The sequence below is a fragment of the Streptomyces sp. CRN 30 genome (genome assembly GCF_034105845.1).
Genome location: NZ_JAVRHI010000155.1, coordinates 1 through 13271, shown reverse-complemented (window position 1 = coordinate 13271; position 13271 = coordinate 1). Strand labels below are relative to the sequence as shown.

Annotated in this window: 11 protein-coding genes; 8 read left to right on the top strand and 3 right to left on the bottom strand. The window is 72.2% G+C overall.

Going from position 1 to position 13271, the window contains the following annotated elements; genetic code table 11:
* Window positions 1-52: 52 nt before the first annotated feature.
* Both UW392_RS14885 and UW392_RS14880 read right to left on the bottom strand, forming a co-directional pair.
* The gene (locus UW392_RS14885) at window positions 53-2047 is read right to left on the bottom strand and encodes a CocE/NonD family hydrolase (protein WP_320775458.1); all 1995 of its coding nucleotides are present in this window, start codon (window positions 2045-2047) and stop codon (window positions 53-55) included.
* A gap of 25 nt (window positions 2048-2072) precedes the next feature.
* Window positions 2073-3578, bottom strand: a complete 1506-nt coding sequence (locus UW392_RS14880; protein WP_320775457.1) for a peptide MFS transporter — start codon at window positions 3576-3578, stop codon at window positions 2073-2075.
* Between the two features lie 173 nt (window positions 3579-3751).
* On the opposite strand from UW392_RS14880, the gene UW392_RS14875 reads away from it, so the two are divergent.
* A complete protein-coding gene (locus UW392_RS14875; protein WP_320775456.1) occupies window positions 3752-4960 on the top strand; it encodes an alginate lyase family protein in 1209 nt (402 codons plus the stop codon).
* Window positions 4961-5055: 95 nt separating this feature from the next.
* On the opposite strand, the gene UW392_RS14870 is transcribed toward UW392_RS14875, so the two are convergent.
* Entirely contained in the window at window positions 5056-6351 is a 1296-nt protein-coding gene (locus UW392_RS14870; RefSeq protein ID WP_320775455.1) for a citrate:proton symporter, read from the bottom strand.
* A 244-nt stretch (window positions 6352-6595) separates the two neighbouring features.
* Between UW392_RS14870 and UW392_RS14865 the strand changes: the two genes are divergently transcribed.
* The 7 genes from UW392_RS14865 to rraA all read left to right on the top strand — a co-directional run bounded on the left by UW392_RS14865 (window position 6596) and on the right by rraA (window position 13119).
* Window positions 6596-7309, top strand: a complete 714-nt coding sequence (locus UW392_RS14865; protein WP_320775454.1) for a FadR/GntR family transcriptional regulator — start codon at window positions 6596-6598, stop codon at window positions 7307-7309.
* 530 nt (window positions 7310-7839) lie between these two features.
* Window positions 7840-8532, top strand: a complete 693-nt coding sequence (locus UW392_RS14860) for an aspartate/glutamate racemase family protein (protein ID WP_320775453.1) — start codon at window positions 7840-7842, stop codon at window positions 8530-8532.
* A complete protein-coding gene (locus tag UW392_RS14855) occupies window positions 8529-9365 on the top strand; it encodes a sugar phosphate isomerase/epimerase family protein (RefSeq protein ID WP_320775452.1) in 837 nt (278 codons plus the stop codon). The genes UW392_RS14860 and UW392_RS14855 overlap by 4 nt, the downstream gene beginning before the upstream one ends.
* A gap of 42 nt (window positions 9366-9407) precedes the next feature.
* Window positions 9408-10490: an isocitrate/isopropylmalate dehydrogenase family protein gene (locus tag UW392_RS14850; protein ID WP_320775451.1), complete on the top strand. Its 1083-nt coding sequence runs from the start codon at window positions 9408-9410 to the stop codon at window positions 10488-10490.
* A 177-nt stretch (window positions 10491-10667) separates the two neighbouring features.
* Window positions 10668-11930, top strand: a complete 1263-nt coding sequence (gene otnK, locus UW392_RS14845; RefSeq protein ID WP_320775450.1) for a 3-oxo-tetronate kinase — start codon at window positions 10668-10670, stop codon at window positions 11928-11930.
* Window positions 11927-12571: a 3-oxo-tetronate 4-phosphate decarboxylase gene (gene otnC, locus UW392_RS14840; RefSeq protein ID WP_320775449.1), complete on the top strand. Its 645-nt coding sequence runs from the start codon at window positions 11927-11929 to the stop codon at window positions 12569-12571. The genes otnK and otnC overlap by 4 nt, the downstream gene beginning before the upstream one ends.
* A 50-nt stretch (window positions 12572-12621) precedes the next feature.
* Entirely contained in the window at window positions 12622-13119 is a 498-nt protein-coding gene (gene rraA / locus UW392_RS14835) for a ribonuclease E activity regulator RraA (protein WP_320775448.1), read from the top strand.
* The last annotated feature ends 152 nt before the right edge of the window (window positions 13120-13271 follow it).

The window sequence follows — 13271 nt, the reverse complement described above, 5'->3', positions numbered from 1 at the left end:
ACCCCGGGCCGCGCTTCCGGTCCCGACCGGAAGCGCGGCCCGGGGTCCGTGTTCAGCCTGCCGTCCGCGGGATCCGTCGTTCCCACGTCCGCCGGAACACCACCTCGTCGCCGTCCGTGCAGATCACCTCGTTCGACGTGGTGAAGTGCGTCGCGTCGCAGGTGATGCCGGAGCGGGTGCGGACCCGTGCGTCCCAGCCGAGGTCCGGGCGGTGCAGCCGGACCGTCCACTCCGAGCGGGTGGCGGCCGACAGCGGGTCCGCCTCCTGGATCGTGTACGTCTCCAGCGCGTCCTCCGTGAACCGCAGTCCGTCGGGGTACACCCGGGTGCCGCCGTAGCGCGGGTCGACCTCCAGTCGCCACGTCCCCTCGGCGACGTCCCGGACGACCAGCCGCTCGGGGCGTGTCCCGTCGGCCGGGGCCGGCGTCCGGACGCCCAGCGGTACGGCCTGCTCGGGCTCGGCGAAGGTGATGTGGTCCGTGACGTGCCGGTCGCGCACCGGCAGTTCGAGGGCGCTGCCCACCGGCTCCAGGGTGAATCCCGCCTCGGAGCCGGGCTGCGGCCAGATCCACGGCCAGTACGCCGAGGAGACGGCGAGCCGGACGCGGTGGCCCGGCGGGAAGACGTGCCCGATGCCGTTCAGCTCGAAGGTGACCTCCTCGGTGGTCCCGGGTTCCCATTCCACCGCCCGGTCGCGGCCGTGGCGCGCGGAGAGGTTGAGCACGCCGCGGGTGACGAGGGTGGAGGAGCCGTCCGGTGCCACGTCGCACAGGCGGGCGACGACCTGGCCGCGTGGCGCGTCCGACCGTATCCGCAGGCGCACGCGCGGCCGGCCCAGTACCCAGGTCTCCTCCTCCGCCAGGAAGTCGAAGCAGGCGGAGCGGGCGTCCTCCTCGCGCTGGTCGGGCGGCAGGTCGGCGTCGTTGCCGAAGGGGAAGAACCGGCCCGCGTCGACGCCGGTGTGCTGCGGCGAACGGACCGGCACGGGCATGCCCCGCAGGGCGTACGGGACGGTCGTCACGTTGGGCGAGGGCCACGCGGGCTCGCCGACCCAGCGGCCGGGCAGGGTGTCGTACACGGTGGCCGGGCGGTGGGAGTCGCTGAGGTAGGCGCGGAGCGGCGGGTCCTGCCGTACGCCGGTGTCCTCGCCCTTCAGCCACTGGTCCCACCAGCGCAGGGTCTCCTGGAGGAAGCCGATGGCGGGGCCCGGCGGCAGGCCGCGGTCGGGGTACTGGTGCGACCAGGGCCCGATCAGCCCGCGGACCCGGTCGGCGGGGAGGTGTTCGAGGAGCCGGAACACCGTGTCCCGGTACGGGTCGTGCCAGCCGCCCACCGCGAGGACGGCGGCGTCGATCGCGCCGTAGTCCTCGCAGACGCTGCCGTGTCGCCAGTAGGCGTCGCGGGTCTGGTGGTCCAGCCAGGTGTGGATGAACGGGTCCAGGTGCTGGAGCCGGTCGAGCCACAGGTCGCGCCAGCCCTCGCCGGCGTACCGGGGGTCCGGCGGGCGGGAGGCGAAGGCGAGCATGGTCGACGCCCAGGCGTGCATGTCGACGGCGAGGACGGAACCGCCCATGTAGTGCACGTCGTTGTCGTAGCGGTCGTCGGTGGAGCACACCGTGACGACCGCCTTGAGCGGCTCGGGGGCGAGCGCGGCGATCTGCAGGGAGTTGAAACCGCCCCAGGAGATGCCGAACATGCCGACCCGGCCGTTGCACCAGGGCTGGGCCGCCAGCCACTCGACGACCGCGACGCCGTCGGCGAGTTCGGTCGCGGAGTACTCGTCGCCCGGTCTGCCCTCGCTGTTGCCGTGTCCCCGGACGTCGACGCGGACGGAGGCGTAGCCGTGGCCCGCGTAGTAGGGGTGGCGCTGGGCGTCGCGCGGCGCGGTCCAGTCGGAGAGGCGGTAGGGGAGGTATTCGAGGAGTGCCGGTACGGGTTCGGGGGTGAGCGGGCGCCAGATCCGGGCGTAGAGGTGGGTGCCGTCCGGGAGCGGGATGCGCAGATCCTCGCAGGTGGTCTCGTGGGGGAAGGTCGTGCGGAGGCGCATGTGTGGGGATCCAGATACGTGTACGTCAGTGGACAGGGTGCATGGTGCGGCGCAGGTACGGTGCGGCGGCCATGACGGCGAGGCCCGCGGCCACCGCGATCGCGCCGTTCACGCCGAAGTAGGCCGAGTGGGACACGTCGTCGTAGAGCTTGACGGTCTGGGCCTGGATGCCGTTGGCGAGGGCGAGGGACAGGAACCACAGGGACATGGTCTGGCTGGAGAAGGCGGCCGGGGCCAGCTTGGTGGTGGCCGACATGCCGGAGGTCTCCAGGACGACGTCACCGAGGCCCAGCAGCAGGTAGGAGCCGACGATCCACCAGGCGGACATCAGGTGGCCGCCGGAGTCGTCGCCGGCGGTGGGCAGGACCATCAGCAGGAAGGACAGGCCGCCCAGCACGACACCGATGGCGATCTTGTTGGAGGCGTGCGGCTGCCGCCGTCCCATGCGCACCCACACGGCGGCGACCACGGGCGCGAGCGCGACCTCGAAGGCGCCCAGCGCGGAGGCGTACCAACTGGCCGGGAAGTCGAACCCGAGGACGGTGGTCCCGGCGTCGGTCGAAGCCAGCAGCATCATCGTGGAGTACGCCTGGAACAGCACGAAGTTGAAGACGGTGGAGGCCAGGAAGAGCACGACGTAGGGCCTGAGCCGGCCGCGTTCCGCGGTGCTCACCCGGGGGCTGGCGAACATCACCGCGAAGTAGACCACCGGCGCGACGACGGAGATCAGTGTGAGGAGGTCGACGAAGCGGGACATGGTGAGCCACCCGGCGAGCGCGAGGGCCGTGGCGACGACCGCCACCGCGACGGCCCCGGCGACGGTCAGGCGGACCGTGCGGCGCAGGGCGGCCGGTGCGAGCGGTGACCCGGCGGTGTGCTGGCGCCCGGCGAGGTTGCGGCGGCCGAGGACGTACTGGGCGAGGCCCAGGGTCATGCCTGTCGCCGCCGCCGAGAAGCCCCAGTGCCAGCCCTGGTGGTCGCTGAGCCAGCCGGTGACCAGCGGCCCGGCGAAGGCACCGATGTTGATGGCCATGTAGTAGACCGCGAAACCGGCGTCCCGGCGTTCGTCCTCGGTCCGGTAGAGCTTGCCGACCATCGTGGCGGCGTTGGGCTTGAGCAGGCCGGTGCCCGCGCTGATGAGGCCGAGGCCCACCCAGGTCATGGCGCCGGCGGGCACGGCCATGGCGTAATGGCCGCAGGCGATCAGGATGCCGCCCCACAGCACCGCGCGGTACGAGCCGAGGATGCGGTCGGCGAGCCAGCCGCCGGCGACGGAGACGAGGTAGACCAGGGTGCCGTAGGCGGCGGAGACCGAGGCGGCGGTGCCGGCGGACATGCCCAGGCCGCCGTTGGCGACCGTGTCGGCGAAGTACAGGACGAGGATCGCCTGCATACCGAGGAACGAGAACCGCTCCCAGACCTCCAGGCCGGAGAGGGTGAGCAGGCCGCGGGGCTGGCCGAGGAAGGCGGTGTCGTCCTCGGGCGAGGGCGGACCGTCGGGCTGTGCGTGTTTCAGGTCGGTTCGGGACACCGGGCGCTGCTTCCCAGGACATCACGGGATAACCCGCGTTTTTCCGTGATCAAGGACACAGCCGGTGCGGCCTACCCCCTTGACGCGGCATTGGTGCGTACCTAAGGTCAGCGCCCGACGCACATGTTCAGTCCCCCACCCATCGTTCACATACAAGAACGGATGGCTGCCACATGCCTGTCGTCCCTCCTCCGGCCCACCGCACCACCCGGGTCGTCCTCCTCCTCGCCCTGGTCTCCGTGGTGACCTGCGGCCTGCTGCTGCCCAGAGCCCCGCGCGCCGAGGCCGCGCCCGCCACGTTCACCCACCCCGGAGTGACCGTCTCCCGCGCCCAGTTGGATCACGTACGTACCCAGGTCCTGGCCGGGGCCCAGCCGTGGAAGGGCGCCTACGACCAGATGACGGCTTCCTCCTACGCCGACCTCGGCCGCACCCCTAAACCCCGGGCCACCGTGGAGTGTGGCTCGTACTCCAACCCGAACTACGGCTGCACCGACGAACGCCAGGACGCGATCGCCGCCTACACCGACGCCCTCGCCTGGTACATCACCCGTGACGCCCGCTACGCCCAGAAGGCCATCGAGATCATGGACGCCTGGTCGGCCGTGATCAAGAGCCACACCAACAGCAACGCGCCCCTGCAGACCGGCTGGGCCGGCTCCTCCTGGCCCAAGGCCGCCGAGATCATCAAGTACACGTACACCGGCGGCTGGCCGGGCGCCGACCGGTTCGCCGGCATGCTGCGCGACGTCTACCTGCCGGTGGTCATCAAGGGCTCCAACTCCAACGGCAACTGGGAACTGTCCATGACGGAGGCGGCCGTCGGCATCTCCGTCTTCCTGGAGGACAAGTCCTCCTACGACTCCGCCATGGCCAGGTTCCGCACCCGCGCCGCCGCCTACGTCTACCTGGCCTCCGACGGCGACCTGCCGAAGACCGTGCCGAGCCAGAACCTGAACACCCGGGACAAGGTCGTCTCCTACTGGCAGGGGCAGTCCACCTTCGTCACCGGCCTCACCCAGGAGACGTGCCGCGACCTCACCCACACCGGATACGGCATCTCCGCCATCTCGCACGTCGCGGAGACCAGCCGCATCCAGGGGCAGGACCTGTACGGCACCGACGTCGGCGAACGGCTGCGCCAGGCACTCGGCTTCCAGTCGAAGTACGAACTGGGCACCGCCGTTCCCGACTGGCTGTGCGGCGGCTCGCTCACCCGGGGCCTCGGACCCGTCACCGAGGTCGGTTACAACGCCCTGCACAACCGGCTCGGCATCGCGATGACCAACACCCAGGCGCTCACCCTCCAGCAGCGCCCGGCCGGCACCAACGCGCTCTTCACGGCCTGGGAGACCCTCACCCACGGGGACAACTACGCCTGACCGGCGGCGGCCTTCGCGTGCTCGGCGTCGACCCGGGCGGTGACGCCGGTCTCGACGACGGCGTCCAGGTCCAGATCCGGGGCCGTACGCACGGCTCAGGTGATGCTGATCGCGCCGGTGAGGAGGGCGAAGGCGATGTAGGCGAAGGAGACGAGGACGCCCCAGCGCAGGGCGTGCTTCTGGAAGTCGCCGAGTTCGGTCTTGACCAGGCCGATGAGGACCCAGAGAGGAGCCGAGGTGGGGCCCATCATGTGGAGGATCTGGCCGATGGCGCCGGCCCGCGCTATCTCGTTGGCGTCGATGCCGTAGTGACTCGCGGACTCCGCGAGGACGGGGACGACACCGAACCAGTAACCGTCGTTCGACATGAAGAAGCCCAGCGGCAGGGCGAGCACCGCGGTGAACAGCGGGATGACGTTGCCCCAGCCGTCCGGGACGATCGACAGGGCCGCGTCGGCCATCGCCTTGATCATGCCGGAGTCGGTCATGATGCCGGTGAAGACGCCGGCGGCCAGGACCAGGATCATGACCGGGACGGCGTTGGACGCCTGCCGTTTGATGAGTTCCTGCTGGTCGCCGATGGCGCGGATGTTGACGAGCAGCGCGACGACGAAGGCCACCATGAAGAGGACGAGGAGGTCGGCGACCTCCAGGATGAGGAGCACCATCAGCAGAACGGTCAGGGCGGCGTTGAACCACATCCGCCAGTCCACCACGACCCGCTCGAACGCCTCGCCCGAGGCGATCTCCAGCTTGTACGCGGCGAGCTTCTCCGGGTCGATCTTGCGGCGTTCGCGCAGGCCGAGCCAGTAGGCGACGGCGATGATGGCCAGGCTGGTCAGGGCCATCGGGCCGATCATGTGGACGAAGTACTCACTGGCGTTGAGGTGCAGAACACTGATCCCGCGGGTGGCGGCGCCGCCCCAGGGGGTGGACCCGGAGATGGTGCCGAGGGACATCGCCGCGAGCGTGGCGAGGATCAGCGGGTTCATGCCGAGGCGCCGGTAGATGGGCAGGAACGCGGAACAGACGATCATGTAGCTGGTGGTGCCGTCGCCGTCCAGGGCGACGCAGAGCGACAGGACGGCGGTGCCGATGACGATTTTGACGGGGTCGCCCTTGGAGGCTCGGACGATGGCCTGGCACACCGGCTCGAACAGTTTCACCTCCATCATCAGGCCGAAGTAGAGGACGGCGAAGAGCAGCAGGGCCGCGGTGGGCGCGACCGTGTCCAGGCCGTTCATGATCATGTCGCCGAGCTTGCCCCCCTTGCCCGCGATCACGGCGGCGACGATGGGGGTGAGCATGATGGCGGTGAACGCGGAGAGGTACTTCCGCATCACGAGCAGCATGAAGCTGCCCAGCGTGGCGAAGCCGAGGACGGCGAGCATCGTTGCTCCTTGGGGCAGGACCGAGGGCCGCCGGTCGGACGGCGGCTCGGCGGGCGCACGGTCGAGGAGGCCAGGGGGCCGACGAGGACGTCAGGAGTGCGCCTGGCAGGTCTGGGGGAACCGGACCGCCGGTCGGGGCGGAAGGACGGCGGCTCGACCGTCGGCTTCCGGACAACCGGTTTACCGGATTGCCGGTAGGTAACTAGAATCCGGCCATCGCGTCAATACCGAAGTGAGGAAATCGATGGCCGAACTCGCCAGAATCACGGTCGAGCCGCGCGAGCCGCTGGCCGCCGAGGTCTCCCGCCGCCTCATCGACTACCTGATGTCCGGCGAGGTCCAGCCCGGGGACCGCATCCCTTCGGAGCGGCAGCTCACCGAGATGCTCGGGGTCAACCGGCCCACCGTGCGCGAGGCCATCAAGTCACTCGGCTTCCTGGGACTGCTGGAGATCCGGCAGTCCAGCGGGACGTACTTCCGCGGCACCGACTCGGACGTGCTCTACCGGCTGTTCGAGCTGGGTCTGGTACTCGGTGAGCGGGGCGCCCGCGACATGGTGCAGGCCCGTGCCGAACTGGAGGTCATCGTCGCGGGACTGGCCGCGGAGGCGCGCGACGAGGCCGGCGTCGAGCTGCTGCGGACCCGCCTGACCGCGATGCGGGAGTGCCCGGACGAGGAGTTCCCCGAGGCGGACACCGCGTTCCACGCCGCCCTCGGCGAACTGGCCGGGAACACGGTGCTGCGCGACATGCTCAAGGGCATGCGGGCGATGATCCAGCGCGGCTGGGTGGAACGCACGGGCGCGGTCCGCTCCCGCGAGGTGGCCTACGACGACCACGTACCGATCTTCGAGGCGGTCGCGAACGGCGACGCGGAGGCCGCGCGTACGGCGATGGCCCGCCATATGGCCGGGGCGTCCCGGCGCCTGATGAAGGCACTGGAACAGCGCGAGGGCTGACGGGGGCACCGCACGGGGCGACACCGGACCGCCGGGAGCCACCGGCCGCCGGGCGGCATGAGCCGACGGGGCAGGCGGCAGACGCCGGTGGCAGTCAAGCGGCAGACGCCGATGGTGGGAAGGCGGCAGACGCCGGTGACAGCCAAACGGCAGACGCCGATGACGGGAAGGCGTGAGCCGGGGGTGGCCAGGGAGGGCGCGGTGCCCCTCGGTATCTCCGGGGGGGGGACCACCCCGGCGCGCGGGCGCCCTGGCCGGACGCGCGGGGTCGCCGGTTCCGACGGCCGGGGTCGCCGGCCCCGACGGCCGGGACGGGAACGGACCCGGCACCCCGGTCTCACCGTCGGCGCAACCGGTTGACCGGTTGACCGGTTCGATCTACAGTGGCGGCGCGGCAGCGCGACACCACGCCGCCGTCCCCGTCTCGGGCCCGCGTCCTTCGCCGTCAGGGAGCCTCTCCCGACCGGCCGGAGACCGGCCCCCGGCCGGGACCCCCGCCGGTCCCCGCCTACCGGAAGAGGTAAAGCCCGGTGAACGAATCCCCTCCCCTGGTCGCCATGATCCACGCCGTGCCGGCCGCCCACCGCATCGCCCAGGAGGCGTTCGCCCAGGAGTTCCCGAGAGCCACGGTCTGGAACGTCCTGGACGACCGTCTGCTGGACGACGCCCGGACGACCGGCGGCCTCACCGACGCGCTGCGCCGCCGCATGCTCCGACTGATCGCGCACGTCATGGACGGCGGCGCCCAGGGCCTGTTGCTGACCTGCTCCTCCTACGGAGAGGTGGTCGACACCGCCCGAGCGCTGTGGGACGTACCGGTGCTGAAGTCCGACGAGTCGCTCTTCAAGGCCGCCCTGTCCGGACCGTACCGGCGGATCGCCGTCGTCGCCTCCACCCCGCCGGCCGTCCCGGCGGCCGTCGCCCAGCTCGAAGCGCTCGTCCCGGCCGTCCGCCCGGACCGGCCCGTCGACCTCGTGACGGCGCTGAGCGAGCAGGCCGCCGGTGCCGAACCGGCGGCGGCCGCCCGTCACCTGGCGGACGCCCTGCACGCGGCCGGCGGCACCGACGCCGACGCGGTGCTCCTGGCGCAGTACTCGCTCGCCCCGGCGCGCGACGCCCTGGCCGCCCTGCTGGGCGTGCCGGTGCTGGACGGTGCCGGTGCGGCCGCCCGTGAACTGCGCGGCCTGCTCACCCCGGCCGGGGCCCCGGCGGTCGTGTCATGAGTACGGGACTGCCCTGGCCGCTGGCCTACACCGTCTCCGCCGACGACTGCGCTTCTCCCATGGTGCTCGGTCACTCGGCCCCGCTCGCCGAGGCCGTCCGCGAACTGGCCGAACTGGGCTACGACGGCGTGGAGATCCAGGTCCGCGAGACCGGCGCCCAGGACGCCGAAGCGCTGGCCCGGACCGTGGAGGAGGCGGGACTGACGGTCCTCGGCATCGGCACCGGCCCCGTCGCCGCACAGGACCGGCTGACCCTGACCGACCCCTCGCCCGACGTCCGCCGCCACGCCCTGTTCCGGCTGCTGGGCGCGGCCCGGCTGGCCGGTGCACTGGGTGTCCCGGTCACCCTCGGCCAGGCCCGCGGCCGCTTCCTGCCAGGGCTTGAGGACATGCAGCGCCTGTGGGCCGAACGCGCCGTGCAGCAACTGGCCGAGGAGGCCGCCGACCACGGCACCCGGCTCCTTCTCGAACCCCAGTCCCGCGCCAACACCTCGCTGTGGCACACCCCGGCCGAGGCCCTCGCCGTCATCGGCACACTGGACGCCGGTGCCGGGCTGGTCCTTGACACCCACCACCTCGACGCCGAGGGCGTCGACACGGTGCGGGCCGTCACCGACCACGCCCGCGTCACGGGCTGTCTGCAACTCGCCGCCCACGCCACCCGCGGTCCGCTGACCGTGGGTGACCCCCGGCTCCCCGCCCTGTTCACCGCTCTGCGAGCCGGCGGCTTCACCGGCTGGCTGACCCTGGAACACACCCAGGACGGGGACAGTCGCAGGGCCGCCGCCCGTTCCTGGACCGCGCTGACCGACGCCGCGACCGTCCTGTCCTGACCCCACCGCACTCCCCCAGTTTCTTCGAGAGGAACCCGCACCATGAGCAGCAAGACCTACCGCCTCGGCGTCCTCGACGGCGACGGCATCGGCCCGGAGATCGTCCCGTCCTCCGTCGAGATCGCCACCGCCGCCGCCGAGGCCGCCGGCGTCTCCGTCGACTGGGTGACCCTGCCGCTGGGCGCCGCCGCGATCGAGACCCACGGCACCCCCGTCCCCGAGGAGACCAAGGACGCCCTGGCCGGACTGGACGCCTGGTTCCTCGGCCCGCACGACTCGGTGAGCTACCCCGAGCCGCACAAGTCCGACCTCAACCCCTCGGGCACCCTGCGCAAGCACTTCCAGCTCTTCGCCAACATCCGCCCGGCCAAGTCCTTCCCCGGCGCGAAGGCCGTCTGCGACAACGCCGACCTCGTCATCGTCCGCGAGAACACCGAGGGCTTCTACGCCGACCGCAACACCTTCGCCGGCACCGGCGAGTTCATGCCCACCCCCGACACCGCGATCATGCTGGGCATCATCACCCGCGAGGCCACCGAACGCGTCGCCCGCGTCGCCTTCGACCTGGCCCGCTCGCGCCGCAAGAAGCTGACCATCGTCCACAAGGCCAATGTCCTGAAGCTCACCACCGGCCTGTTCCGCACGGTGTGCCAGGAGGTGGCGAAGGAGTACCCGGACGTCGCCGTGGACGATTTCCACATCGACGCCATGACCGTCCACCTGGTGCGTCGCGCCCAGGACTTCGACGTCATCGTCACCGAGAACATGTTCGGCGACATCCTCTCCGACCTGGCCGGCGAGATCTCCGGTTCGCTGGGCACCGCGCCGTCCATCAACTCCTCGGCCACCACCGCCATGGCCCAGGCCTCCCACGGCTCCGCCCCCGACATCGCCGGGCAGGACATCGCCAACCCGGTCGCCATGATCCTCTCCGGCGCCATGCTCTTCGAGTGGCTCGGCGCGAAGCACGGGGACGAGCGGCTCGCCGCTGTCGCGCAGACCATCGAGAAGGGGGTGGCGGACACGATCGCCGCCGGCATCTCCACCCGGGACCTCGGCGGTTCGGCCTCCACCACCGAGTTCACCGCCGCCGTCGTCAAGGCGATCCGCGCCGGCCGGAGCTGACCGTCCGTACTCCGGGGCGGGGCCACCGCGGTCACCCGCCCCGGCGCCCGAGCGGTCCGCTCGTCCGGACGGCCCCGAACAGGGCACGGAAACACCCGGCGAGACGGCCCCGAACAGGACACCGGCCCACCTGACAAGGCGTCCCCCGGCGGGGTGCCCGAGGAGAGACTCCCGATCATGACCCTGCGCATCGGCTGCACAGCCGACGACTTCACCGGCGGCACGGACGTCGCCGCGGCCTTCCGGCGTGCGGGCCTGCGCACCGCCCTGGTCTTCGGCGCCCCGGACGACACCACGGTGCTCCCGGCGGACTGCGACGCCGCGGTGGTCGCCCTCAAGTCCCGCTCCGTGCCCGCCGAGGAGGCCGTCGCCGACACCCTCGCCGCCCAGCGCTGGCTGTGGACCAAGGGCGCCGCCCAGATCTACTTCAAGTACTGCTCCACCTTCGACTCCACGCCGCACGGCAACATCGGCCCGGTCACCGACGCCCTCATGGACTCCGCGGGCGCCACCGTCACCCTGCACTGCCCCGCCTCCCCGCCCAACGGCCGCACCGTCTACCAGGGCCACCTCTTCGTCCACGACCAGTTGCTGTCCGACTCGCCGCTGCGCCACCACCCCCTCAACCCGATGACGGACTCCTCCCTGCCACGGCTGCTGTCCGCGCAGACCCGGCACGGGGTGGGCCTGGTCGGCCTCGCCACCGTGCGACGCGGCACGGAAGCCGTCCGGGACGCCGTACTGGCCCACGAGCGGGCCGGTGTCCGGCACGTCGTCGCCGACGCCCTCACCGACGACGACCTCGCCGTCCTGGGCGCCGCCACGCTCGAACTGCCGGTCGTGGCCGGGGCCGCCGGCCTCGCCGAGGGCATCGGACACGCCTGCCCCGGCACCGCACCGGCCACCGCCGCCCCCCGGCCGGACCGGGGGCGGGCCGCCGTCCTGGCGGGCAGTTGCTCGGCCCGTACGCTGGAACAGATCGCCCGGTTCCACGCCGCCGGGCTGCCCTCCCTCCACCTGGACGTCCTCGCCGCCGCCACCGGCCGCGACGTCGCCGGTGAGGCACTGGCCTGGTACGACGCGCAGGACCCCGCCCTGCCCGTACTGATCTACGCTTCCGCCTCTCCGGAGGAACTGGCGGCCGTACAGGCTCAGTTGGGCGTCGCGGAAGCCGCCGCCCAGGTCGAGGCGCTGCTCGGCACCCTCGCCACCCACCTCGTGGAACGCGGCGTACGCCGGCTCCTCGTCGCCGGCGGCGAGACCTCCGGCGCCGTCACCACCGCCCTCGGCGTCCGGGCCGTACTCGTCGGGGAGGAAGCCGACCCCGGGGTCCCCTGGACGTACGCCACCACCGGCCACGGGGACCTCGCCCTGATGCTGAAGTCCGGCAACTTCGGCGCCCCCGACCTGTTCGTCCGTGCCCTCACGGAGGCCAAGTGAGCGCCTACGCCGACGAGTCCGCCGCCCGCGCGCTCATCGTCCGCACCGCGCGCTCGCTCTTCACCCGGGGCCTGACCCACGGCTCGACCGGCAACCTCTCCGTCCGCCTCGCCGACGGCGGCCTGCTGCTCACCCCCACCGGCTCCAGTCTCGGCACCGTCACCGCCGGCGAACTGTCCCGCACGGACCTGCGCGGCCGCCACCTCGACGGTCCACGTCCGACGAAGGAGACGTTCCTGCACGCCGCCTTCTACCGGGCCAGGCCCGCCGCCCACGCGGTCGTGCACCTGCACTCCACGTACGCCGCCGCCGTCTCCTGCCTCGACGGCGTGGACCCGGACAACGCCCTGCCGCCGCTCACCGCGTACTACGCCATGCGCGTCGGCGCCCTCCCGCTGCTCCCCTACCACGCCCCCGGCGACAGCGCGCTGGAACCGCTGGCCGAGCGGACGGCCCGGAACCACCACGCCGTGCTGCTCGCCAACCACGGACCGGTCGTCGCGGGCGCGTCGCTGGAACAGGCCGCCGACGCGGTCGAGGAACTGGAGGAGACGGCCAGACTCCACCTCCTCCTGCGGGGACACACCACCCGTCCCCTCACCCCCGAGCAGGCTGCCGCGCTCGCTCCCGCATCCCCCTGACGGCCGGATGAGCCGCGGGCGCGGCAGCCACCCCCAGTGAAGGAGCCCTCATGACAGTCACCCCCGTCCCCACCGCCGACCTCGTCGACCGGTACGGCACCGCGCTGCGCGTCTGCGACCGGCAGTTCCGCCAGTTCGGCGCCGACCGGAGCTTCGCCGGCCCGGTCCGCACCGTCGCCTGCCACGAGGACAACGGCCTCCTGCGCGACCTGCTGCGCACCCCCGGCGAGGGCCACGTTCTCGTCGTCGACGGCGGCGGCTCCCTGCGCACCGCCCTGGTCGGCGACCTCATCGCCGGGGCCGCGCAGGACAACGGCTGGGCCGGCCTCGTCATCGACGGTGCCGTCCGCGACAGCGCCGCCCTCGCCGGGCTACGGCTCGGCATCATGGCGCTCGGCACCGTCCCGCGCAAGAGCGCCAAGGACGCCGCCGGAGCCGTCGACGTCCCCGTCACCATCGGCGGCCTGACGTTCCGGCCGGGTGACGTGCTGCACGCCGACGACGACGGCATCGTCCTCCTCCCCGAGAGCGCGGTGACGGACCGATGATCCTGAGGACTTTCGGCTGGTCGTTCGCGGTCACCGCGCTCGGCCTGGTCGCGGCGGTCTTCTACGGGGGGTGGACCGCTTTCGGTGTCGTGGCGATCCTCTCCGTCCTGGAAATCTCGCTGTCCTTCGACAACGCGGTGGTCAACGCCGGA

Coding starts and splice junctions, on each gene's coding strand:
- UW392_RS14850 (WP_320775451.1), top strand. CDS start 9,408: ATGAGCAGCAAGACCTACCGCCTCGGCGTCCTCGACGGCGACGGCATC.
- UW392_RS14865 (WP_320775454.1), top strand. CDS start 6,596: ATGGCCGAACTCGCCAGAATCACGGTCGAGCCGCGCGAGCCGCTGGCC.
- UW392_RS14855 (WP_320775452.1), top strand. CDS start 8,529: ATGAGTACGGGACTGCCCTGGCCGCTGGCCTACACCGTCTCCGCCGAC.
- rraA (WP_320775448.1), top strand. CDS start 12,622: ATGACAGTCACCCCCGTCCCCACCGCCGACCTCGTCGACCGGTACGGC.
- UW392_RS14885 (WP_320775458.1), bottom strand. CDS start 2,047: ATGCGCCTCCGCACGACCTTCCCCCACGAGACCACCTGCGAGGATCTG.
- UW392_RS14875 (WP_320775456.1), top strand. CDS start 3,752: ATGCCTGTCGTCCCTCCTCCGGCCCACCGCACCACCCGGGTCGTCCTC.
- UW392_RS14870 (WP_320775455.1), bottom strand. CDS start 6,351: ATGCTCGCCGTCCTCGGCTTCGCCACGCTGGGCAGCTTCATGCTGCTC.
- otnK (WP_320775450.1), top strand. CDS start 10,668: ATGACCCTGCGCATCGGCTGCACAGCCGACGACTTCACCGGCGGCACG.